19 protein-coding genes are annotated in these 21,553 nt (G+C 69.2%); 10 read left to right on the forward strand and 9 right to left on the reverse strand.

Annotation, left to right across the window (positions count from 1 at the left end; translation table 11 throughout):
• Positions 1-128: 128 nt before the first annotated feature.
• A complete protein-coding gene (locus ACQYVW_RS13380; RefSeq protein WP_434947347.1) occupies positions 129-1,739 on the forward strand; it encodes a protein adenylyltransferase SelO in 1,611 nt (536 codons plus the stop codon).
• 45 nt (positions 1,740-1,784) lie between these two features.
• On the opposite strand, the gene ACQYVW_RS13385 is transcribed toward ACQYVW_RS13380, so the two are convergent.
• Both ACQYVW_RS13385 and ACQYVW_RS13390 read right to left on the reverse strand, forming a co-directional pair.
• A complete protein-coding gene (locus tag ACQYVW_RS13385; protein ID WP_434947348.1) occupies positions 1,785-2,477 on the reverse strand; it encodes an MliC family protein in 693 nt (230 codons plus the stop codon).
• Positions 2,478-2,557: 80 nt separating this feature from the next.
• Complete coding sequence (locus tag ACQYVW_RS13390; RefSeq protein WP_434947349.1) at positions 2,558-4,384, reverse strand: M14 family metallopeptidase; 1,827 nt, start codon at positions 4,382-4,384, stop codon at positions 2,558-2,560.
• A 108-nt stretch (positions 4,385-4,492) separates the two neighbouring features.
• Between ACQYVW_RS13390 and ACQYVW_RS13395 the strand changes: the two genes are divergently transcribed.
• Together ACQYVW_RS13395 and ACQYVW_RS13400 are read left to right on the forward strand one after the other, a co-directional pair.
• Positions 4,493-6,127, forward strand: a complete 1,635-nt coding sequence (locus ACQYVW_RS13395) for a POT-type proton-dependent oligopeptide transporter (RefSeq protein WP_434947350.1) — start codon at positions 4,493-4,495, stop codon at positions 6,125-6,127.
• A gap of 27 nt (positions 6,128-6,154) precedes the next feature.
• Positions 6,155-6,763 (forward strand): rhomboid family intramembrane serine protease, encoded by a 609-nt coding sequence (locus ACQYVW_RS13400; protein WP_434947420.1) that lies wholly within the window; start codon positions 6,155-6,157, stop codon positions 6,761-6,763.
• Between the two features lie 36 nt (positions 6,764-6,799).
• On the opposite strand, the gene ACQYVW_RS13405 is transcribed toward ACQYVW_RS13400, so the two are convergent.
• Positions 6,800-6,982: a hypothetical protein gene (locus ACQYVW_RS13405; protein ID WP_434933620.1), complete on the reverse strand. Its 183-nt coding sequence runs from the start codon at positions 6,980-6,982 to the stop codon at positions 6,800-6,802.
• Positions 6,983-7,170: 188 nt separating this feature from the next.
• On the opposite strand from ACQYVW_RS13405, the gene ACQYVW_RS13410 reads away from it, so the two are divergent.
• From ACQYVW_RS13410 to cfa, 5 genes are all read left to right on the forward strand, one after another.
• The gene (locus tag ACQYVW_RS13410) at positions 7,171-7,443 is read left to right on the forward strand and encodes a GNAT family N-acetyltransferase (protein ID WP_434947351.1); all 273 of its coding nucleotides are present in this window, start codon (positions 7,171-7,173) and stop codon (positions 7,441-7,443) included.
• A 119-nt stretch (positions 7,444-7,562) separates the two neighbouring features.
• Positions 7,563-8,276, forward strand: coding sequence for a pseudouridine synthase (locus ACQYVW_RS13415; protein WP_434947352.1), 714 nt, complete (start codon positions 7,563-7,565; stop codon positions 8,274-8,276).
• Between the two features lie 249 nt (positions 8,277-8,525).
• Positions 8,526-8,735 carry a cold-shock protein gene (locus ACQYVW_RS13420; RefSeq protein WP_298578049.1) on the forward strand — a complete coding sequence of 70 codons (210 nt, stop codon included), beginning with the start codon at positions 8,526-8,528 and terminating at the stop codon, positions 8,733-8,735.
• A 421-nt stretch (positions 8,736-9,156) separates the two neighbouring features.
• Positions 9,157-9,987 carry a DUF3298 and DUF4163 domain-containing protein gene (locus tag ACQYVW_RS13425; RefSeq protein ID WP_434947353.1) on the forward strand — a complete coding sequence of 277 codons (831 nt, stop codon included), beginning with the start codon at positions 9,157-9,159 and terminating at the stop codon, positions 9,985-9,987.
• A 49-nt stretch (positions 9,988-10,036) separates the two neighbouring features.
• On the forward strand, positions 10,037-11,155 hold the full coding sequence (gene cfa, locus ACQYVW_RS13430; RefSeq protein WP_434947354.1) for a cyclopropane fatty acyl phospholipid synthase: 1,119 nt from the start codon (positions 10,037-10,039) through the stop codon (positions 11,153-11,155).
• Here cfa and ACQYVW_RS13435 read toward each other — a convergent pair.
• The 3 genes from ACQYVW_RS13435 to ACQYVW_RS13445 all read right to left on the reverse strand — a co-directional run bounded on the left by ACQYVW_RS13435 (position 11,137) and on the right by ACQYVW_RS13445 (position 14,885).
• Positions 11,137-11,598, reverse strand: a complete 462-nt coding sequence (locus ACQYVW_RS13435) for a trehalase family glycosidase (RefSeq protein WP_434947355.1) — start codon at positions 11,596-11,598, stop codon at positions 11,137-11,139. The genes cfa and ACQYVW_RS13435 overlap by 19 nt on opposite strands.
• A 12-nt stretch (positions 11,599-11,610) precedes the next feature.
• On the reverse strand, positions 11,611-12,432 hold the full coding sequence (locus ACQYVW_RS13440) for an NAD-dependent protein deacetylase (RefSeq protein ID WP_434947356.1): 822 nt from the start codon (positions 12,430-12,432) through the stop codon (positions 11,611-11,613).
• A 263-nt stretch (positions 12,433-12,695) separates the two neighbouring features.
• Positions 12,696-14,885 carry a M3 family metallopeptidase gene (locus tag ACQYVW_RS13445; RefSeq protein WP_434947357.1) on the reverse strand — a complete coding sequence of 730 codons (2,190 nt, stop codon included), beginning with the start codon at positions 14,883-14,885 and terminating at the stop codon, positions 12,696-12,698.
• 168 nt (positions 14,886-15,053) lie between these two features.
• Here ACQYVW_RS13445 and ACQYVW_RS13450 point away from each other — a divergent pair, with 168 nt between their 5' ends.
• Both ACQYVW_RS13450 and ACQYVW_RS13455 read left to right on the forward strand, forming a co-directional pair.
• Positions 15,054-17,093, forward strand: a complete 2,040-nt coding sequence (locus ACQYVW_RS13450) for an amidohydrolase family protein (protein ID WP_434947358.1) — start codon at positions 15,054-15,056, stop codon at positions 17,091-17,093.
• Positions 17,094-17,095: 2 nt separating this feature from the next.
• Positions 17,096-17,578 carry a glutathione peroxidase gene (locus ACQYVW_RS13455; protein ID WP_434947359.1) on the forward strand — a complete coding sequence of 161 codons (483 nt, stop codon included), beginning with the start codon at positions 17,096-17,098 and terminating at the stop codon, positions 17,576-17,578.
• A gap of 35 nt (positions 17,579-17,613) precedes the next feature.
• On the opposite strand, the gene ACQYVW_RS13460 is transcribed toward ACQYVW_RS13455, so the two are convergent.
• From ACQYVW_RS13460 to ACQYVW_RS13470, 3 genes are all read right to left on the reverse strand, one after another.
• Positions 17,614-18,036, reverse strand: a complete 423-nt coding sequence (locus ACQYVW_RS13460) for a universal stress protein (RefSeq protein ID WP_434947360.1) — start codon at positions 18,034-18,036, stop codon at positions 17,614-17,616.
• Between the two features lie 71 nt (positions 18,037-18,107).
• Complete coding sequence (locus ACQYVW_RS13465) at positions 18,108-18,902, reverse strand: ferredoxin--NADP reductase (RefSeq protein WP_434947361.1); 795 nt, start codon at positions 18,900-18,902, stop codon at positions 18,108-18,110.
• A 439-nt stretch (positions 18,903-19,341) separates the two neighbouring features.
• Entirely contained in the window at positions 19,342-21,225 is a 1,884-nt protein-coding gene (locus ACQYVW_RS13470) for an ABC transporter ATP-binding protein (protein WP_434933607.1), read from the reverse strand.
• Positions 21,226-21,553: the final 328 nt, after the last annotated feature.

Genomic DNA, 21,553 nt, shown 5'->3' on the forward strand with positions numbered 1-21,553 from the left:
TCTCCTTTCCCGTGGCCGCCGATGGCGATCACAGCCCGCCGAGCCTGCTGGAAGCAAGCGCGGCCATGGTGCTATTTTGGGATGGCTGTGCGACGCGGCCGCGACGATGCCCGCGTTACCCTTGCGGCATGGACCTCCCCCGGCTGCATTTCGACAACGCATTCACCCGCGAGCTGCCCGGCGATCCCGAGACCGGCCCGCGGATCCGCCAGGTCGCCGGTGCACTCTGGTCGCGGGTGGCGCCCACCCCGGTCGCCGCGCCCGTGCTGCTGGCCCATTCGCACGAGGTGGCGGGAGAACTGGGATTCACGCCCGACCAGCTCGCCAGCCCGCAGTTTGCCGCGGTATTTGCCGGCAACATGCAGCTGCCCGGCATGGATCCGGCGGCCAGCAACTACGGCGGCCACCAGTTCGGCCAGTGGGCGGGCCAACTGGGGGACGGCCGCGCGATCAGCCTCGGCGAATGCATCACCACCGATGGCGAGCGCCGTGAACTGCAGCTCAAGGGGGCGGGACCGACCCCGTATTCGCGCAGCGCCGACGGCCGCGCGGTGCTGCGCTCGTCGATCCGCGAGTTTCTCTGCAGCGAGGCCATGCACCACCTCGGCGTGCCGACCACGCGCGCGCTGTCGCTGGTGGGCACCGGCGAGGCAGTGGTGCGCGACATGTTCTACGACGGCCACCCGCAGGCCGAACCCGGCGCGATCGTGTGCCGGGTGGCGCCGTCGTTCCTGCGGTTCGGGCATTTCGAGCTGCCGTATTCGCGCGGCGATCTGGACCTGGTGCGCCAGCTGGCCGACTTCTGCATCTGGCGCGATTTCCCGCACCTGCTGGGCGAACGCGCCGGCGAGCCGCTGGCGGCGCTGCGCGCGCGCGGCCTGTTCGACGAGACGCTCTACGGCGACTGGTTCGAGGAAGTCTGCGTGCGCACCGCGCGGATGGTGGCGCACTGGATGCGGGTGGGCTTCGTGCACGGCGTGCTCAACACCGACAACATGTCGATCCTCGGCCTGACCATCGACTATGGCCCCTACGGCTGGATCGAGGACTTCGATCCGGACTGGACGCCCAATACCACCGACGCGCAGGGTCGGCGCTACCGCTTCGGCTGGCAGCCGCGGGTTGCGCACTGGAACCTGTCGCGGCTGGCGCAGGCCCTGTCGCCGCTATTCGGCGACGCGGCGCCGCTGCAGGCCGGCCTGGACCGGTACGCCGACAGTTTCGTCGCGGCCGACAATGCCCATACCGCCGCCAAGCTGGGCCTGGGCGAGTGCCGCGAGGAAGACGTCGAGCGCATGCGCGTGCTGCGAGGACTGCTGGAGGCCGCGCAGGTGGACATGACCCTGTTCTTCCGCGCGCTGCCGGCGCTGGACCTGTCGGCGCCCTCGCTCTCGACGTTCGACGGGGCCTTCTACCGCCCCGACCTGCGCGATGCGCACGCGCCGGCGTTCATGGACTGGCTGGAGGCGTACGCGGGGCGCGTGGCCGATGAGCGCATGGATCCGGCCCGCCGCCGGGAGACCATGCTCGCGGCCAACCCGCGCTACGTGCTGCGCAACTGGCTGGCGCAGGAGGCGATCGACCGGGCGGAAGCCGGCGATGCGTCCCGGATCGGGGAACTGCTCGAGGTGCTGCGCAGGCCCTGCGAGGACCAGCCCGGACGCGAGGCGTTCGCTGCGCGGCGTCCCGACTGGGCCAGCGACCGCCCCGGCTGCGCAATGCTGTCCTGCAGTTCCTGACTTGCCCGCGCCGCCGCGACTGCGGCCGGCGCGGGCCGGCGCTGCTCAGGGTTCGAGGAATCCGCCGCAGCCGCGCAACCGCTCCTCGCCGACCTGCAGTTCGATGCTGGCCGGATAGTGCTGGTCGCTCATGCCGTCGCTGCATGCTTCGCGGCGGATGCGCAGGACCACCTCGCTGCCGTCGTCGGCGGTGCCGGCATAGCCTTCGCCGACTTCGAGGATGCTGGCCTGGTCGACGCGCAGCTGGCGCGCGCCGGCGTCCAGCTCCAGGCGGATGGCGGGCGCCCGGTCCACCTCGAGTGCCCAGAACGGTTCCGTGCCCAGGCCGCGGAAGCTCACTCCGCGCGTCCGCGCCTCGTCCCAGGGCGAGGCCTCGTCGGTCGTGCTGCAGTCGTGCTGCTGGCCGTCCAGGACCAGGGTGGCGGCATCGCCCTTGTTCCAGAATTCGTTGCCGGCCGCATCGACGTAGCGCGCGCCCGAGGCGGCCACGGCCTGCTGCAGCACCAGCCGGCGCGCGCCGGGGGTGAGGACGAGTTCGCCGCGTGCGTTGTCGAAGCGGGTGCCCACGGCCAGGTCGCCGCAGCGGAAATGGGCGACCACGACGTCGCCGGCCGCGGTCGCGCCCGGAGTGGCGGACGGCGAGGCCGGATCCGCGGCGGGAGCAGCCGGCGCTGGCGCCGGGGCGGGGCGGCAGGCGCCGAGGAGGAGGGCGGCGACGGAGGTCAGGGCGATGCGCATGGCAGGGCTCCCGGGGTGGGACCGACACTGTCCGGGTTCGCGGCGGCGCACGCAAACCCGGGGCTTACCGCGATGACGGGTTATTGCGGGGCCTGGTCCACCCGCATCACCGGATACAGGTCCAGCCGCTCGTCCCAGGACGGGTGTCGCCGGTGGAAGAATTCCAGACGCGCCGACGGGTTCGCCGCGAAGTCCGCATCCTCGCGCAGGCGCCGCTCGAACTCGGCCTTGAGCGCGGGTTCGGCGGCCAGCATGTCGCGCGCCACCGCTTCGGCCACGTAGGCCTCCATGTATTCCTTGCGCTCGAAGGCATTACTGAACACGCCCCATTGCAGCAGCGAATCCGGCGCCTGGGGCTCCAGCAGGGCCATGACCAGTCGCGCCTTGGGCTGCGCGATCGGCACGAACAGCGCGCCGGCGCGCACCTCGCGCGATTCGGCCGTCCAGGCGCCGTCGATCTCGAGGCGCTGACGTCCTTCCACGGGCTGCGCGGCGAAGCGCTTGGCGGTCGCGCGGAACACCTGTACGTCCAGCCGCTGCGGCGGGTTGAGACCGCACAGCCTGAAGCTGTGCATCCGGCTGCAGTCGACATCGCGATAGGCGATGCCGTGCACATCCAGCCTGGCGGCCACGGCGTCGGCGAAGGCGGCCGGCACCAGATAGCCTGCGCCCGGCGCCTGCACCACGGTGCGCGGTTCGATGTTGTCGCGCAGCGGCACCTTCCACAGCTGCGGCGTGGTTTCGTCGTAGCGCGTCATTAGCGCGCCCGATATCTCCGACGGCGTGCGCGAGTAGGCATAGCCACGGAAATCGATGATCCGGCTGTCGGCGGTCGCGCGATAGTCCAGCGGCACCGGCTGGCCGGACAGGTCGCGCGCATCGGCCGCCCGCGCCAGCGCCATCCAGTCGCGGCCGCGGCGCGCCACCTGTTCGAGCACCGAGACGATGGTGTTGCGCGTGATGCGCACGCGCACCGGGTACTCCTTCCACGAATGCGTCTCCACCAGCATCGCCAGCCGGTTGCGCAGCAGGAAGTAGCCGGTGGAGAAGCGCGGCGGCGAGACACCGTCCTCGAAACCGCTCGCCGGGTCCTGGTAGTCCTCGAACGAGGGGTAGAAGGGCAGCGGCAGCGAGCCCTGCGCGGCCAGGTCGGCCATGGTGCGGTCGCGCAGCTCGCGCCCGGCCGCGCGCAACGCCTCGTCGCCGGCGTGCAGCGGTTCGACCTGGATCGAGATGTCGTGCTCGAACTGCGCACCGTTGGTTGCGTGCAGGTCGATCGTGGCGATCGGGTCCCATTCGCCCACCAGCCGCAGCATGGCCTGCATCTCGGGCGAGTCGGCCTTGGCGTAGTCGCGGTTGAGGTTGTAGTTCTGCGCGGTGGTGCGCCAGCCCATTTCTTCCGGGCCGCGCTGGTTGGGCCGGTTCCAGGCGCCGAAGCGCTCGTGTCCGTCGATGTTGAACACCGGCACGAACAGCCAGACCAGGTCATCCAGGGCGCCCGGGGCCGTGTCCCCGTCCAGCACCTCGCGCAGCGCCAGGAAGCCCGCGTCCTTGCCGTCGATCTCGCCGGCGTGGATGCCGCCCTGCATCAGCACGACCGGGATCCCGCGCTCGCGCGTGGCCTCGGCGGTCAAGGCCCCGCTGCGCGAGATGGCCAGCGCCTTCATCGGCCGACCTTCCGGCGTGGTGCCGAAATCGAAGCAGCGCACCGCGTCCGGGTGGCGCCGGGCGAAGGCGTCGCACAGGGCCACGGTCTCGTCGTAGCGGCCGGTCTTCACGAAGCCGCTCTGCTCGGCGATCGTCGCCAGCGGCGCCTGGGCGGCGGCGGGCAGCGGCGCGGCGAGCGCGAGCAGGGTGGCGAACAGGGCCTGTTTCATCGGACATCCGGCGCGTGGGCAGGGCGGCATGATGCCAGCGGGACGGCGGACGACCCAAGTGTCAAGGGACCAGGCGCATGGGCAGAATCCGCCCGGATCGGCTAGCCTGCGCGACTTCGCCCTCCGGACCCGACGCCCATGACCCACGGCGCCCAGCCCGCACCGCCCGCCCAGGGCCGCATGCCCGGCCAGATCAAGTACATCATCGGCAACGAAGCCTGCGAGCGCTTCAGCTTCTACGGGATGCGCAACATCCTGGTGCCGTTCCTGATCAGCTCGGCGCTGCTGCAGTACCTGCCGGAAGGCTCCGACCGCGAGGGTGCGGCCAAGGACATCTTTCACAGCTTCGTGATCGGTGTTTACTTCTTCCCGTTGCTGGGCGGCTGGCTGTCAGACCGCTACTTCGGCAAGTACAACACCGTCCTGTGGTTCTCGCTGATCTACTGCGCCGGCCATGCCTGCCTGGCGCTGTTCGAGAACAATCCGACCGGCTTCTACACGGGCCTGTTCCTGATCGCGCTCGGCTCCGGCGGGATCAAGCCGCTGGTGGTGAGCTTCTGCGGCGACCAGTTCGACCAGAGCAACAAGGACAAGGCCAAGCTGGTCTTCGACGCGTTCTACTGGATCATCAACTTCGGTTCGTTCTTCGCCTCGCTGTTCGCGCCGCTGCTGCTGCGCGAGTACGGACCGGCGGTGGCTTTCGGCGTGCCGGGCGTGCTGATGTTCATCGCCACCTTCATCTTCTGGCTGGGCCGCCGCCAGTACGTCAACGTGCCGCCGTCGGGCAACGATCCGCATTCCTTCCTCAACGTGATCCGCACCGCGCTGCGCCAGCGGCGTGCGGGCGAGGGCAATGCCGGGGCGATGGTGGCCTGGACCGGCATCGTGGCCGCGGCGCTGATGCTGGCGCTGTGGGCGCTGGACGCGGTCGGCGCCGGGGTGCCGTGGCCGGAAGCCTTCGGCTTCGTCATCACCGCCTGCCTGGCGCTGGGCGTGCTGATCGCGTTCGGCGGCTGGGGCGCCTCGCTGCAGCTGGAGCGCGCGCGCGGCCTGCATCCGGACGCTGCAGTGGACGGCGTGCGCGCGGTGCTGCGCATCCTGATCGTGTTCGCGCTGGTGACGCCGTTCTGGTCGCTGTTCGACCAGAAGGCCTCGACCTGGATCATCCAGGGCCGGGAGATGGTGATCCCGCACGCCGCGGCCTGGTGGCCGAGCTGGCTGATCAAGGACGCCGCGCAGATGCAGGCGCTCAACCCGCTGCTAGTGATGCTGCTGATTCCGTTCAACAACATCGTGCTGTATCCGCTGCTGCGCAGGATGGGCTTCGTGGTCACCGCGCTGCGCCGCATGGGTTGGGGCATCGCCATCTCCGGCGTGTCCTGGATCGTCGCGGGCGTGCTGCAGCTGTGGATCGACAGCGGAGCGGAAGTCTCGCTGGCCTGGCAGTCGCTGCCCTACCTGCTGCTGACCTTCGGCGAGGTGCTGGTCTCGGCCACCGCGCTGGAGTTCGCCTACAGCCAGGCGCCGCATGCGATGAAGGGCGTGATCATGGCCTTCTGGTACCTCACCAGCACCTTCGGCAGCCTGTGGGTGCTGCTGACCAATGCCGGCGTGCGCAACGACGGCTTCAAGGCGATGATCGCGCAGACCGGGCTGAGCGAGCCGGCCTTCCTGATGTTCTTCTTCGCCGGCTTCGCCTTCGTCGCCGCGGCCGCATTCGCGGCCTATGCGCGGAAATATCCGATGCAGGACAACTACCGCGTCGCCACCTGACGCCGCCGGAACCCGACCATGCAATCCATCGTCACCCTCGCGCTGATCGCCGTGACCGTGTTCGTGTCCTGGCGCGCGTTCAACGACCGCCGGCTGCTGGATCGCCTGATCCTGTGGCCGCCGGCCATCGACCGCCATCGCCAGTACGAGCGGCTGGTGACGCACGGCTTCATCCACGCCGATGGCCAGCACCTGCTGTTCAACATGATCACGCTGTTCTTCTTCGGGCGCGCGATCGAGCCGGTGTTCGTGGACCGCATCGGCCACCTGGGTTTCGCGGCGTTCTACCTGTCGGCGATCGTGATGGCGATCATGCCCACCTATTTCCGCCATCAGAAAGACGCGGGCTATCGTAGCCTGGGTGCGTCGGGCGCGGTCTCGGCGGTGCTTTTCAGCTTCATCCTGTTCGCGCCCTGGAACCTGATTTTCGTGTTCTTCATCCCGGTGCCCGCGATCGTGTACGCCGCGCTGTACATCGGCTATTCGATCTGGATGGACCGGCGCGGCGGCGACAACGTGAACCGCAGTGCGCACCTGTGGGGCGCGGCCTACGGGATCCTGTTCACCGTGCTGATGGAGCCGCGCGCGGCCAGCACCTTCCTAGCGCGCCTGTTGAGTCCGAGCTTCGGTGGTTGAACGGGCACGCCGGACGACCGACGCGCAAGGGCGCGCTCAGCCCGCGCTGGTCCTGCTGCGACGCTGTTCGGTGTCGGCGTCGGTGACCCGGTAGGTCTGCTCGAGGCCGCCGTAGATCAGCGAATCGAGCTGCGAAAACTCCAGGTTCTCCACGTCGCCATTGCGCACGAGGTCGAACAGGCGGTTGATGGCCTGGTGCTGGGTGGTGCTGTCGATCATCGCGGTGCCCCCTGTGGCCGGCGGTTTCGGATGAGCCGTTTGAAGCAGGTTGCGTGCCAGAATGAAGCGTGACGAAGTTCAAACTCCAGGCTGACGCGGCGCGTCAGCCCGTGGCCGGTCGCGCGCATACTGACCGGAAGGGCAGCCGCGGCGCGGCGAGGCCGATCCGGACAGTGAGGAGGAGCATCATGGACATCGGACACCGCCCGGGCCGTGGCTTCCAGGTCGAGGTGGACGGGCATCGCGCGGTCCTCGACTACGCTCTGGACGGCGACCGGATGCGGATCACCCACACCGGCGTCCCCGCCGAACTGCGGGGACGCGGCATCGCGGGCCACCTGGTGCGGGCCGCTTTCGAGCATGCGCGGGCGAACGGGCTGCGGGTGCTGCCCCAGTGCGAGTACGCCGCGGCCTGGCTGGAGCGGCATCCCGACTACGCGGACATCGCGATCGAGGGCTGAGCCACGCCGCCGGAGCCGGGCCGACCAGGCCGGCCCTGCCGCCGGCACCTGCGGTGGGATCCCCGCCATCGCCGCGCACGATCTGCCACACTGCGCGCCCCCTGACGCCCCGTCACGCCATGCGGCTCAACCGTTACATCAGCGACACCGGCCACTGCTCCCGCCGCGATGCCGACCGCCTGATCGGCGAGGGGCGGGTGACCGTGAATGGCGTGCGTGCCCGGATCGCGGCTGAGGTGGGCGAGGGCGACGTGGTCCTGGTGGACGGCCAGCCGCTCCAGCAGCGGCGCGCCGCGCCGGGCCGGCGTCGCCATGTCTACATCGCGCTCAACAAGCCGGTGGGCATCACCTGCACCACCGAGTCGGCGGTCAAGGGCAACATCGTCGATTTCGTGGGCCATGAGCAGCGCATCTTCCCGATCGGCCGGCTCGACAAGGACTCCGAAGGGCTGATCCTGCTGACCAGCAACGGCGACATCGTCAACGCCATCCTGCGCGCGGAGAACAAGCTGGAGAAGGAGTACCTGGTGGCGGTGAACCACCCGGTGACGCCCGAGTTCCTGCGCGGAATGAGCCGCGGGGTGCCCATCCACGGCCAGACCACGCTGCCCTGTCGCACCAGCAAGCTGGGACGCTTCGGGTTCCGGATCGTGCTGGTGCAGGGGCTGAACCGCCAGATCCGCCTGATGGCCGCCCACTTCGGCTTACGAGTCAAGCAGTTGCAGCGGGTGAGGATCGGCAGCGTGCGGCTGGCGCATCTCAAGCCGGGACAGTGGCGGAACCTGACCGACGCCGAGCTGGCAGCCCTCCTGCCGGGCCGCGAAGACTGGTAACCGGTTGACAAACGCGGTTCACACTTTCCCGTAAAAGTGCGCTATCGTGCGCGGACTGTTCAAGGCCGGGATCACGGTACATCGTGGCTCCGATGCGGTAGATCACCAGAGTTACAGGCCGTCCCCCCCGGCGGTTGCTCCAGACGATCCGCTCCATCGTTCGCGTTACCCCTTGCTCGATACAGTCCAGGCACCCCTTTGGAAGGGGCCTGGTATCTATCCACTGTCTAGTTTCCAAGGAGTAACAACATGTCCGAACGTCAGACCGGTACCGTCAAGTGGTTCAACGACGCCAAGGGCTTCGGCTTCATCACCCCGGAAAGCGGCCAGGACCTCTTCGTCCACTTCCGCTCGATCCAGGGCACCGGCTTCAAGTCGCTGCAGGAAGGTCAGAAGGTCACCTTCAAGGTCGTGCAGGGCCAGAAGGGCCTGCAGGCTGACGAAGTGCAGCCGGTCTAAGCGACTCGTCGCGTAGACAATGCCAAAGGCCCCGGGTGGCGACACCCGGGGCTTTTTTTGTGCGTGGCCGGCGGACTGAGGATCGGCGTACCCGACGCGTGGCGGGTTGGGCGAGCCGCGATCCGCAAGGCCTTCGACGTGTTTTTCGCGCAGGCTCGTAACAGACGAGTTCCACTCGCGCAGCGGGACTCCGTCTGCCTTGGTTCGCGCTCGGGTCGGCCGCATGGCACAGGCTCGATCGCAGGGCGATGCGCACGGAGGGGACCACCGTCGCAGCGCTCCAGCGCGCGTCGTCGCCTGCCATGTCGCCAAAGGAATTCAAGCGCGCTGCAGCAGAATCGCCTTGACCGCACCTGCACGCAGCCGACGTTACAAAAGCGTTAGCGCATCGCAGTGCGCCTCACTATGGACAGGGGGTTCAATGAAACGGTTACTGGTGTCGATCCTGATCGTGTGCGCGCTCGGCGGTTGTCGCCGCGAAGCGCCGGCGCAGGGCACGCCGGCAGCGGTCGATCCGCAGCAGCCTGCCGCGCAGGTCGACCCCACCGCTGAAGCGGTGGTGCTGGAAGACGTGGTCGAAACCGATCCGCGCTACATCATCGGCATCACCTGGGACGACGACGCCGACCGCTATCCGGCCCTCGCGAGGGAACTCAAGGCCTATGCCGACGCCGCGCGCGCCGAGGTGATGCAGGCCGTGGACGCGCTGGAACCCGGTGCGAGCGCGATGTACGACCTGGCGCTGGAGTTCAAGGTGCTGACCGACACTCCCGAGGTGTTCGCGGTCGCAGCCGACGGCGGCAGCTATACCGGCGGCGCACACGGCACGCCGCTGATCGCCCGCTTCGTCTGGTTGCCGGCGGAGGAGCGCCTGCTGACGCCGGCCGAACTGGTACCCGACACGGATGCCTGGCACGAGATCTCCGCCTACGTCCGCGAGCAGTTGCACGCCGCGCTCTCGCTGCGGGTGGATGCCGACGAGTTGGAACCGGCCGAACGCGCACGGGTGATGCAGTCGGCCGGTCGCATGATCGACGAGGGCACGGCGCCGGAGCCGGAGAATTTCGCCCAGTTCGAACCGGTCAACGGCGTGGACGGGCGCCTTGCCGGGCTGCGCTTCGTGTTCCCTCCCTACCAGGTCGGGCCATACTCCGATGGCGTGCAGAGCGTCGAAGTGCCGGCCGCCGTCCTGCTGCCGCACGTGGCGCCGGCCTACCGGTCGCTGTTTTCCATCGCCGCGCCCGCGCAGTAGACTGGCCCGCGAAGTGCCGGCGGCGGTGTCGCCGGTGCGGAGCGGGAGCATGGGCGAGACGCCGTTCCGGAACCGTCTGCAGGACCTGCTCGCGGAAGCCGATGTCCGCATCGATGGCCCGCGCCCCTGGGATCTGCGCATCCACGACCCGCATCTTCCTGCGCGGCTGCTGGCAGGCGGGTCGCTGGCCCTGGGCGAGTCGTACATGGACGGCGCCTGGGACGCGGACTCGCTGGACGGCTTCCTGCATCGACTGCTGTCGGCCGGCATCGATCGCCGCGTGCACGGCTTCGCCGATCTGCGGCTGGCGGTGCTCGCGCGCCTGTTCAACCTGCAGCGTGGCCACCGCAGCTACGAGGTGGGCGAACGCCATTACGACCTGGGCAACGACCTGTATCGCGCCATGCTCGGCAGGCGGCTGGTGTACAGCTGCGGCTACTGGCGCGACGCGGCTGACCTGGATGCCGCGCAGGAGGCCAAGCTCGACCTGTGCTGTCGCAAGCTCGGGCTCGCGCCGGGCATGCGCCTGCTCGACATCGGCTGCGGCTGGGGTGAACTGCTGCGCTTCGCGGCAGAGCGCCATGGGATCGCCGGGGTCGGCCTCACCGTCTCCGTGGAGCAGGCCGCTTATGCGCGCGAACTCTGCGCCGGGTTGCCCGTGGAGATCCGCGTCCAGGACTACCGTGAACTCGACCAGCGCTTCGACCGGATCGTGTCGGTGGGGATGTTCGAGCATGTCGGGGTGAGGAACTACCCGGCCTATTTCGACATCGCGCGTCGTTGCCTCGGCGAAGGCGGGCTGTTCCTGCTGCACACCATCGGTGGCAGGCTCAGCCGCAACCATACGGATCCGTGGATCGCGAAGTACATCTTCCCCAACTCGATGCTGCCCTCGGCCGCGCAGCTCGCCTCGGCGCTGGAAGGGCGCTTCGTGATCGAGGACTGGCACAACTTCGGAGCCGACTACGACCGCACGCTCCAGGCCTGGCGCGACAACATCGAGGCGGCATGGACGGCGCTGCCCGCGCGCTACGACACCCGTTTCCGGCGGATGTGGCGCTATTACCTGGCCGGATCGATGGCGGCGGCGCGGGCGCGCCTGATCCAGCTGTGGCAGCTGGTGCTGTCGCCAGGCGGCGTCCCCGGCGGCTATGTGGCGCCGCGTTGAGACGCCACTGCTCCCGGTCGCGACCGGCCCGGTAATGCGACAGCAGCGCACGGCACGCCATTGGTCCAGCCGAAGCCGTCCTGCAGTGGATATTCGCCGCTGCCGGTCTCGGCCTCGCCGGTGAGGTCGTCCTTCTCCACCAGCTTGCGCTGGTCGCTGAAGAACTCCGGATTGCGGTGGATCCAGCGCGGGGCCACGTCGCGAGCGAGTGCGACCCTGCCGCGGCGCGGCAGGTCGCGGATCGACAACCACTTCAGGGGCGCCCAGCCGTCGGGCATTGCTCGCTGCCGCGCATCCCGGTGGTGCCCAGCGAACTTGGGATCGGGCAGGACGCGCTGCGCCTGCGCGAAGATCGCCTTAGATCCCGGGAAATCCCGCCACGCACTGTTGCGCCGCGGCGGGTATCGCCGCCGCGCACAGCAGCAAGGCGCAGAGCGGACCACGACAGCCGGATCTCACTCCAGGGCCTCCTGCAGGGACGAGGCGATGTCGGCATCGATGCGCAGCGTGGCCAGGTGGTCGGCGCGCGTGCGGCCGGCGTTGAGGATGGCGATCGGCAGGCCCGCCGCCGCGGCCATGCGCACGAAGCGGAAGCCCGACCACACCATCAGCGACGAACCGGCCACGAGCATGGCGTCAGCTGCGTGCAGGGCGCGTTGCGCCTCCTCTACCCGTTCCCGCGGTACGGCTTCGCCAAAGAACACCACATCGGGCTTGAGCAAACCGCGGCAGTAGCCGCACCACGGTGGAACGAAACCCGCTACGGCGTCGTCGGCAAGGTCGGCGTCGCCGTCCGGTGCCATGCCTGCGGCGCCGGCCTGCCAACCCTCGTTGATGGCGAGCAGCTCCGCCTGCACCTGTGCGCGTCCGGTGCGCGCGCCGCAGCCCAGGCAGACCACCGCGTCCAGCCGGCCGTGCAGGTCGATCACCCGCTCGCTGCCGGCGCGCTGGTGCAGGCCATCGACGTTCTGGGTGAGCAACAGCCGCACGCGGCCGCTGCGCTCCAGCGTCGCCAGCGCCGTGTGCGCGGCATTGGGGCGCGCCGTATGGAAACGCGGCCAGCCGATGCTGCTGCGGGCCCAGTAGCGGCGGTAGGCCGCATCGCTGCCGGTCAGCGCCTGCAGGGTGATGGGGGGCGTGCGTTTCCACTCCCCGTCGCGGTCGCGGTAGTCGGGGATGCCCGAACCGGTGCTGCAACCCGCGCCGGTGAGGACGAAGATGCGCTCGTGGCGCCGGATCCAGCCGCGTAGCGGGGCGAGGGTGGTCGTGAGGGACATGGGTGGATGCTAGCGGGTAACGCTGCCCGCGGATGGCGACGCCTTGTGGATGAAGTTCGCATCACGCGCTCGCCCGCTGCTCAACAGTTGCGTCGCGATGCAGCCCTCGCGCAAATGATCGCCCGCTCCGGTCCCGGCGCGGGAGAGGGCCGGCCAGCATCGGCCATGGAGGTCACGTGTCCTGTGGCATGGACGCGTCCACGGCCCAAAGAAAAACGCCGCCGGGAAGATCCCGGCGGCGTCTGTCTTCACTGGGCGACGGCTCAGTTGGCCGCCGGGGCGTCCAGGCCACGCTTCTTCAGCAGCGGCTCGATCTTCGGCTCGTGACCGGTGAAATCGACGAACAGCTGCTTGGCGTCCTTCGCGCCGCCCCGCGAGAGCAGGGTCTCGCGCAGGCGATCGCCGTTCTCGCGCTTCAGCCCGCCATTGGCCTTGATGTACTCGACCGTGTTGGCGTCCAGCACCTCGGACCAGATGTAGGCGTAGTAGGCCGCCGCATAGCCGCCCATGATGTGGCTGAAGTAGGTGGTGCGGTAGCGCGGCGGCACCGGGGCATAGTCCAGGCCGGCCGCCTTGAGCGCCGCCGCTTCGGTGGCGACGATCTGGTCGGCCGTCGGCAGCTGGTCCTTCGGCAGCTGGTGCAGGTACTGGTCGAGCATCGCCGCACCGAGATACTCGGTGGTGGCGAATCCTTCGTTGAAGGTGGCCGAGGCCATCTTCTTGTCCAGCAGCGCCTGCGGCAGCGGTTCGCCGGTCTGGTGGTGCTTGGCGTAGTTGGCCAGGATCGACGGCCAGTCGGCCCACATCTCGTTGACCTGCGACGGGAACTCGACGAAGTCGCGCGGCACGTTCATGAAGAAGTACGGGTACTTCACGTCCGAGAACATGCCGTGCAGCGCATGGCCGAACTCATGGAACATGGTGGTGACTTCGTCCCAGGTCAGCAGGGTCGGCTCGCCGGCCGGCGGCTTGGGGATGTTCTGGTGGTTGGCCACCACCGGCAGGGTGCCCTCCAGTTCCGACTCGCCCACGTAGGAGTTCATCCACGCGCCGCCGCGCTTGGACGGGCGCGCGTAGGGGTCGAAGATGAAGATCGACAGCGGCTTGCCGTCCTTGTCGAAGACGTCGTAGGTCCAGGTGTCGGCGTGGTACTTCGGCAGGTCGGTGCGTTCCTTGAACGTGATGCCGTACAGCTCGGTGGCGGCGAAGAACACGCCGTTCTCGAGCACGTTCTTCATTTCGAAGTAGGGCTTGAGCTGGTTGTCGTCGAAGTCGTACTCCGCCTGGCGCACCTTCTCGGTGTAGTAGGCCCAGTCCCAGGGCTCGAGCTGGAAGCTCGGCTCGCCCTTGGCGGCCTGCTCGCGATCGATCATCGCCTGCAGGGCGGCGCCCTCGCGGCGCGCGTTCGCCACGGCGGCCGGAGCCAGGCGGCCGAGCATCTCGTTGACCGCCTGCACGGTGCCCGCGGTTTCGTCGGCCAGGGTGAAGGCTGCGGGGGTGTCGTAGCCGAGCAGGGCGGAACGTTCGCCGCGCAGCTTCAGCACCTCGGCGACGATGCCGGTGTTGTCCCACTGGTTGCCGCGGCTGCCGCGGGCCACGGACGCCTTGTGCACGCGCTCGCGGGTGGCGCGGTTGTCGAGTTGCGGCAGCAGCGGCTGGCCGGTGGTGTTGAGCAGGGTCAGCAGGTATTTGCCGTCGTGGCCCTTGGCCTTGGCGGCCGCCGCGGCGGTGGCGATCTGGGATTCGCTCACGCCGGCGAGTTCGGCGACGTCGTCGATGAGCACGGCCGAGTCGTTGACCTCGTCCAGCACGTTGTTGGAGAACTGCGTGCCGAGCGCGGCCATGCGCGCGTTGATTTCCTTCAGGCGCGCCTTGTCGGCGTCGGCGAGCTTGGCGCCCGAGCGCACGAAGCCGTCGTAGTACTCCTCGACCAGGCGCAGGCCCTCGGCGTCGAGGCCGAGCTCGTTGCGCTTGTTGTAGACCGTTTCCACGCGCTGGAACAGCTGCGGGTCGAGCATGATCGCGTCGCGGTGCGCGGCGAACTTCGGCGCGTACTCGTTGTTGATCTTCTTGCGCGCGTCGTTGGTGTCGGTGCCGTTGAGGTTGCCGAAGATGCGTCGTGCGTTGCTCAGCAGCTGGCCCGACTTCTCCAGCGCCAGGATGGTGTTCTCGAAGGTCGGCACCGAGCGCTGGTTGGCGATCGCGGCGATCTCCTGCAGCTCCTGCGCCATGCCGGCATCGAAGGCCGGCGCGAAATGCTCGTCCTTCAGCTTGTCGAACTGCGGGTAGCGCAGCGGCAGCGGGCTGGTGGCGAACAGGGGGTTGGCGGCCTGGGCCTCGTTCTCCTTCGCGACGCTGGCCGAGTCCTGCGTGGAGGCGGTCTGGGCGCTGGCCGGGCCGGCGACCACGGCGGTCAGCGCGATGGCCAGGGCGGCGGTGAGCGGGTGATTCATGGGGCGATCCTTCGAAAATCGGAATCGCCAAGGGTAGCCGATGGGGGGCAAGGGGCGGGCATGACGAACGGCACATGGCCGGGGCGCGCCAGGCGCCCGCAGCCGGGCTTACACTCCCGGGCAGCGCCACGGCCCCGCCGGGTGGCGCGCTACGCACTGGAGAGCGACATGAAGCGCCAGCTACGCCTGTGCCTGATCCTGCTGGCCCTTGCCGCGCCCCTGCACGCGGCCGGGCCGCTGCGCTACGTGGTGCTGGTGGACGGCGGCAAGCCGGCCGGGCACCAGAGCATCGACACCGGCGACGACGGAGTGGTCCGCAGCGAATTCGTGTTCAAGGACAACGGCCGCGGCCCCGAGCTCAGGGAAACCTTCACCCTCAACGACGACGGCACCCTGCGGACCTACCGGGTGCAGGGCAGCTCCACTTTCGGCGCGCCGGTCGACGAGGAGTTTTCGCTGGAAGCGGGCGTGGCACGTTGGCGCTCGACCTCCGACCAGGGCGAACAGCGCGTCGAGGCGGGCGCGCAGTATTCGCCGCTCGGGGGCTCCCCGGCGGTGACTTCGGTCGCGCTGGCGGCGATGGCCGCGCGCCCCGACGGCCGCCTGCCGCTCATCCCCAGCGGCACGCTGAGCGCGCGCCAGGTTGAGACGGCCGAGGTGACGCGCGGGGACGAGACCCGCCAGGTGCAGTTGATGGCGGTCACCGGCGTCGGCTTCACCCCCGGCTTCGTCTGGGCGACGGTCGAGGCACGGCCTCGCCTGTTCGCCTTCATCTTCCCGGGCTACCTGCAGATGGTGGAGGCGGGCTGGGAGGCCAAGGCCGACGCGCTGGAGGCCCTGCAGAAGGCCGCCGAAGCGCAGGCGCTGGTGGCGCTGCAGCAGCGGCTGGCGCATCCGCTCAAGGGCAGCACCCTGATCCGCAACGCGCGCGTGTTCGACAGCGAGCATGCCCGGCTCGGCGCTGCCGCCGACGTGCGCCTGGAAGGCGGGCGCATCGTGGCGGTGGCCGCGGCGGGCAGCGACCGGGCCCAGGCCGACCAGGTGATCGAGGCGGCGGGCCGCGTGCTGCTGCCGGGGCTGTTCGACATGCATGCGCACGCCAGCCGCTGGGATGGCGGGCTGCAGCTGGCGGCGGGCGTGACTTCGCTGCGCGACATGGGCAACGACAACGCGACGCTGCAGCAGGTGATGGCCGAGGAGCGCGCCGGCAGCCTGCTGATGCCGCGCATCGTCCCGGCCGGATTCCTGGAGGGCGAGAGCCAGCAGTCGGCCCGCAACGGGTTCGTGGTCAGCGACCTGGCCGGCGCGCGCGAGGCGATCGACTGGTACGCCGCGCACGACTATCCCTACCTGAAGATCTACAACTCGTTCCCGAAGGACATCCTGCCGCAGACGGTGGCCTATGCCCACGAGAAGGGCCTGCGGGTGACCGGGCACATCCCGGTGTTCCTGCGCGCGCAGGATGCCCTCGACGCGGGCTACGACGAGGTCAGCCACATCAACCAGCTGATGCTCAACTTCCTGGTCGAGCCCGACACCGATACCCGCACCCTGGAGCGCTTCTACCTGCCCGCGCGCGAGCTGGCCGACCTCGACCTGGATTCGAAGCCGGTGCAGGACTTCATCGCAACCCTGGCCAGTCGGCAGATCGTGATCGACCCGACGCTGGCCACCTTCGAATTCCTGCACCAGCGCAACGGCGAGATCTCGCAGATCTTCGCCGGCATCGAGGACCACCTGCCGCCGGATGTGCAGCGCGGCCGGCGGGCGGCCGAGATGGACATCCCCGACGACGCCACCGGCCAGCGTTTCCGCGCGTCCTACGCGAAGATGGTGGACTTCGTCGGTCGCGCCTATCGTGCCGGCGTCCCGCTGGTGGCCGGCACCGACGAGGTGCCCGGCTTCACCCTGCACCACGAACTGGCGCTGTACGTGCGCGCGGGCCTAACCCCGGCCCAGGCACTGCAGGTGGCGACCTGGAACGGTGCGAAGTACTCCGGCACGCTCGACCGCCTGGGCAGCATCGCGCCCGGCAAGCTGGCCGACCTGGTGCTGGTGGATGGCGATCCGACCACCGACATCGCGGCATTGCGGCGTGTCGCCACCGTGATCAAGGGCGGGGTGGCCTACTACCCCGCTGAAATCCTGACCGAGCTGGGCGTCAAGCCGTTCGCGGATCCGGTGCCGGTCCTCGCCGGCGGGGATTGAGCATGGCGACCGCGCACGAGTTCCAGGCCATCGGCATCGACGGTGGCGAGGTCGACCTGTCGATGTATGCGGGCAAGGTGCTGCTGATCGTCAACGTCGCCTCCAGGTGCGGCTTCACTCCCCAGTACGCGGGCCTGCAGCAGCTGTGGCGCGACTATCGCGAGCGTGGCCTGGTCGTGCTGGGGTTCCCCTGCGACCAGTTCGGCCATCAGGAACCGGGCGACGAGGCGCAGATCCGGGACTTCTGCACGCTCGACTACGGGGTCGATTTCCCGATGTTCGCCAAGGTCGAGGTCAACGGCGCGAACGCCCACCCGCTGTGGGCCTGGCTCAAGCGCGAGAAACGCGGCCTGCTCGGGACCGGCGCGATCAAGTGGAACTTCACCAAGTTCCTGGTGGGGCGCGATGGGCGGGTGTTGTCGCGCCATGCGCCCAACGAAGCACCGGACGAGCTGCGTCCCGTCATCGAAGCCGCGCTGGCCTGAGCGCGGGGCGCGGCGCCTGGCCGCCCCCGGATACGTCAGTGGACGATGGTGACCGGCACGGTGGCGCCGGCGAGCACCTTCATCGAAACCGAGCCCAGCAGCGTACCCTTGATGGCGCCGCTGCCGCGCGAGCCCATCACGATCAGGTCGGCCTTGTGCTTGGCGGCGGCGCCGAGAATGCCGTCCGCGATCGCGTCCACCACCTCGACGTAGTCGATCGCGACCTTGCTGCGCGCCAGGGCCTTGCGCGCCGGCGCCAGCTTGCGCTCGAAATTCTCCGCATGGAGGCGACGCGCGGCCTCCGCGCCGATCTTGCGCTCGACGCCGGGAAACAGGGGATCGTCGACCGCGACCACGATGATCTTGCCGGGCTTGGCGAACGATTTGGCCAGTGCCTGCGCGTGCTTGAGGGCGCGGGTGCTCGTCTCGCTGCCGTCGACCGGGACCAGGATCTTCATCTGCGGTGTCCTCCGAATGATGCGTGGATTCTATCCGCCAAGCGGACGCAGCGGGCGCCGTGGCGGCCGGCTCACTTCTCGACGAACGCGCGCTCGAACACGTAGTCGCCCGGCGTGCCGATACGCGGCGCGGCCACGAAGCCGCGCCGGTCGAGCAGGGCGCGGAAGTCGGCGAGCATCTGCGGGCTGCCGCAGATCATGGCGCGGTCGCGCGCGTGGTCCAGCGGTTCGAGGCCGAGGTCGGCGGCCATGCGGCCGCTGTCGAGCAGGTCGGTCAGGCGGCCGCGCTGGTCGCGACCTTGCCACGCGAACGGCTCGCGGCTCACGGCGGGGTAGTACAGCAGTTGCCGCGAGATCTGCTCGCCGAGGAATTCGTGGCGCGGCAGTTCGTTGAGCAGGTAGTCCCGGTAGGCCAGTTCGCCCGCGCCGCGCACGCCGTGGGCCACGATCACGCGTTCGAAGCGCTCGTAGGTCTCCGGGTCCTTGATCACCGACAGCCACGGGGCCAGGCCGGTGCCGGTGCCCAGCAGGTACAGGTTGCGGCCCGGATGCAGGTCGTGGATCAACAGGGTGCCGGTGGGCTTGCGCCCCACCAGCACCTGGTCGCCCGGCTGGATGTGCTGCAGGCGCGAGGTCAGCGGGCCGTTCGGCACCTTGATGCTGAAGAACTCCAGCTGCTCCTCCCAGTTGGCGCTGGCGATCGAATAGGCGCGCAGCAGCGGCTTGCCCTCGACCTGCAGGCCGATCATCACGAACTGGCCGTTCTCGAAGCGGAAGCCGTCGTCGCGGGTGGTGGTGAAGCTGAAGTAGCTGTCGGTCCAGTGGCGGACGTCCAGCACCGTCTCGGTGCCGAAGGCGGAAGACATGCGGGGAGGGTCGGGGAGAGTCAGCCGCGCATTATAGCGGAGCGATGAGATCGGTTCTCATCTTGGCTGCGGGCATTTTGTCCGGGACAGCTTGGTGCGCGTGCGTTCGGGTGGCGGGCGTGATCCGGGGCCTTGGCCGGGCTTTTGCTCTTCCAGCCGCGGGAAGGACGCCGCTACCTGAGGGGCCCGGCCGCAGCCGGCGGGTCTTCTCCGCGAATGTCCTCCGGCATCCGCCTGCAGGCGGATGCCTCCTCCTTGATTTCGCTGCGAAGACCCGCCGGCTGCGACCGGGCGCGGCTTGCGGTGAGGCAGCGCCTGCGTTTTCGCTGCTGGTGCGGCACGGTTGCCATGGGCTCGAGGCGACCCGCGCGCGGGGTAAGGTGGAGCGTGCGTTCTACCGGATACCGGTAGCGCAATGGGGCGTCATGCCCGTCGGTTGCTAGCGATATCCCGCCGCCTGCAGCTCGAACAGCTCGGCATAGCGTCCGCCCTGGGCCATCAGCTGCTCGTGGGTGCCGCTCGCCTCGACCCGGCCGCCGGCCAGCACCAGGATCCGGTCGGCCATGCGCACGCTGGAGAAGCGGTGCGAGATCAGCACCGCAGTGCGGTCGTCGGACAGTTCCTTGAAGCGCTGGAACACCTCGAACTCGCTGCGCGCGTCGAGCGCGGCGGTGGGCTCGTCCAGGATCATCACCTGGGCATCGCGCATGTAGGCGCGGGCGATCGCGATCTTCTGCCATTGCCCGCCGGAGAGGTCGACGCCGGTCTTGAACCGGCGGCCGATGAGCTGGTCGTAGCCGTCCGGCAGCGAGGCGATGACCTCGTCGGCCATGGCCCGGCGCGCGGCGTCCTCGATGCGGGCGCGGTCGTCCATGCGATCGATCTGGCCGACGCCGATGTTCTCGCCTGCGGTGAGGTGGTAGCGCACGAAGTCCTGGAAGATCACGCCGATGTTGGCGCGCAGCGCGTCGATGTCGTACGCGCGCAGGTCTTGCCCGTCGAGCAGGATGCGGCCCTCGTCGGGGTCGTAGAGCCTCGCCAGCAGCTTGACCAGAGTGGTCTTGCCCGCACCGTTCTCGCCCACAAGGGCCAGCACCTCGCCTGCGCGCAGTTCGAAGTCGAGGTGTCGCACCGCCCAGCGCTCGGCCCCCGGATAGCGGAAGCCGACGTTCTCGAACACGAAGCCCTGCGTGATCGGGGCCGGGAACGGCAGCGGGTTTTCCGGCGAGGTGATCTCCGGCTCGATCTCGAAGAACGAGAACAGGTCGTCCAGGTACAGCGCCTGGCCCGCCACCTGCGAAAAGCCGATCAGCAGGCCTTCGAGCAGCTGGCGCAGGCGGCGGAAGCTGCCTGCGAGGAAGGTGAGGTCGCCGATGGTGAAATCGCCGCGCACGGTGCGCCAGGCGATGTAGCCGTAGGCGATGTAGTAGCCCAGCGTGCCCAGCGCGGCCAGCAGGGTGCCCCAGACCGCACGCCGCCGCGCCAGCCCGCGGTTGGCCAGGTAGAACTTCTGCGCCAGCGTGCGGTAGCGCTCCACCAGGAAACGGTGGAGGTTGAAGATCTTCACTTCCTTGGCGGTCTCGACGCTGGCGCCGGTCTGGCGCACGTACTCGAGCTGCCGGCGTTCCGGCGTCCACTGGAAGTTGAGCGAGTAGCCCAGTGCGTTGAAGTGCGACTCGCCGATGAAGGCCGGCACCAGCGCCACCGCCAGCAGCACGATCAGCCATGGCGCGTACACCAGCAGGCCGACGGCGAAGCTCACCACCGTGATCGCGTCCTGCATCTGCCCGAACAGCTGGCCCATCAGGCTCATCCGGCCCATGGTCTGGCGCCGGGCGCGGTCGAGCTTGTCCTGCAGGTCCGGATCTTCGAAGTCTTCCAGGTCGAGCGTGGCCGCATGCTCCATCAGGCGCACGCTGGTGGCGTTGGTGAACAGTTCCGAGAGCTGGCCGTCGGCATAGCTCACCAGGCGGCCCAGCAGGTCGGACAGGATCGCGAGCCCGAACTCGAGCGCCAGCAGCCCCAGCAGCGGGCGCAGCTCGCCGCTGAGCCAGGCCTGGTCCAGCAGGTCGAAGCCGGCGCCGAGCCCGACCAGGCGGATCGCTTCGTCGATGATCAGCTTGCCGATGTAGAGCATCGCCACCGGCAGAAAGGCCCGCACGATGCGCAGGCCGATGCTGGCCAAGGTCAGGCTGCGGCTGGTCGCCCAGATCAGCCGCAGGAACGGCGGGATGTTGCGCATGGCGTCGAAACGCTCGCGCAGGCTGGGGCGGCTGTCAGCGCGGCTGGGCTTGGGGGCGGTTTCGTTGCCGCGTCGGCTCATGCCGACATTGTGCATCGCGACCGTGCGTCTGTCGCGAAGGCGAGCCCTACCCCACAAGCATGTGCGCGCATGGAGCCGTGGCGATCAGGCGTGGGGAGCTCCCATATCCGCCCCGGGTGGCGCTGCCTGCAAACCGGTGGGAGCGCGCTTGCGCGCGAATGCTGCCGCCTGGGAATCGTGGGCAGCAGCCATCGCGACCAAGGTCGCTCCCACCAGCAGCAGGGGCGATGCCAGTCCGGTGCAGCGATACAAGCCCGGGGAGCGCGCTTGCGCGCGAATGCGTCCGCCGGAGCATCGCGGGTCGAAGCATCGCGATCAAGGTCGCTCC

The sequence above is a fragment of the Luteimonas campi genome (assembly GCF_051162505.1).
GTDB lineage: Bacteria > Pseudomonadota > Gammaproteobacteria > Xanthomonadales > Xanthomonadaceae > Luteimonas.

Bases quoted from the DNA above. Each gene is read 5' to 3' on its own strand.
- ACQYVW_RS13380 (WP_434947347.1), top strand. From the start codon at position 129: ATGGACCTCCCCCGGCTGCATTTCGACAACGCATTCACCCGCGAGCTG.
- ACQYVW_RS13385 (WP_434947348.1), bottom strand. From the start codon at position 2,477: ATGCGCATCGCCCTGACCTCCGTCGCCGCCCTCCTCCTCGGCGCCTGC.
- ACQYVW_RS13390 (WP_434947349.1), bottom strand. From the start codon at position 4,384: ATGCCGCCCTGCCCACGCGCCGGATGTCCGATGAAACAGGCCCTGTTC.
- ACQYVW_RS13395 (WP_434947350.1), top strand. From the start codon at position 4,493: ATGACCCACGGCGCCCAGCCCGCACCGCCCGCCCAGGGCCGCATGCCC.
- ACQYVW_RS13405 (WP_434933620.1), bottom strand. From the start codon at position 6,982: ATGATCGACAGCACCACCCAGCACCAGGCCATCAACCGCCTGTTCGAC.
- ACQYVW_RS13410 (WP_434947351.1), top strand. From the start codon at position 7,171: ATGGACATCGGACACCGCCCGGGCCGTGGCTTCCAGGTCGAGGTGGAC.
- ACQYVW_RS13415 (WP_434947352.1), top strand. From the start codon at position 7,563: ATGCGGCTCAACCGTTACATCAGCGACACCGGCCACTGCTCCCGCCGC.
- ACQYVW_RS13420 (WP_298578049.1), top strand. From the start codon at position 8,526: ATGTCCGAACGTCAGACCGGTACCGTCAAGTGGTTCAACGACGCCAAG.
- ACQYVW_RS13425 (WP_434947353.1), top strand. From the start codon at position 9,157: ATGAAACGGTTACTGGTGTCGATCCTGATCGTGTGCGCGCTCGGCGGT.
- cfa (WP_434947354.1), top strand. From the start codon at position 10,037: ATGGGCGAGACGCCGTTCCGGAACCGTCTGCAGGACCTGCTCGCGGAA.
- ACQYVW_RS13440 (WP_434947356.1), bottom strand. From the start codon at position 12,432: ATGTCCCTCACGACCACCCTCGCCCCGCTACGCGGCTGGATCCGGCGC.
- ACQYVW_RS13445 (WP_434947357.1), bottom strand. From the start codon at position 14,885: ATGAATCACCCGCTCACCGCCGCCCTGGCCATCGCGCTGACCGCCGTG.
- ACQYVW_RS13450 (WP_434947358.1), top strand. From the start codon at position 15,054: ATGAAGCGCCAGCTACGCCTGTGCCTGATCCTGCTGGCCCTTGCCGCG.
- ACQYVW_RS13455 (WP_434947359.1), top strand. From the start codon at position 17,096: ATGGCGACCGCGCACGAGTTCCAGGCCATCGGCATCGACGGTGGCGAG.
- ACQYVW_RS13460 (WP_434947360.1), bottom strand. From the start codon at position 18,036: ATGAAGATCCTGGTCCCGGTCGACGGCAGCGAGACGAGCACCCGCGCC.
- ACQYVW_RS13465 (WP_434947361.1), bottom strand. From the start codon at position 18,902: ATGTCTTCCGCCTTCGGCACCGAGACGGTGCTGGACGTCCGCCACTGG.
- ACQYVW_RS13470 (WP_434933607.1), bottom strand. From the start codon at position 21,225: ATGAGCCGACGCGGCAACGAAACCGCCCCCAAGCCCAGCCGCGCTGAC.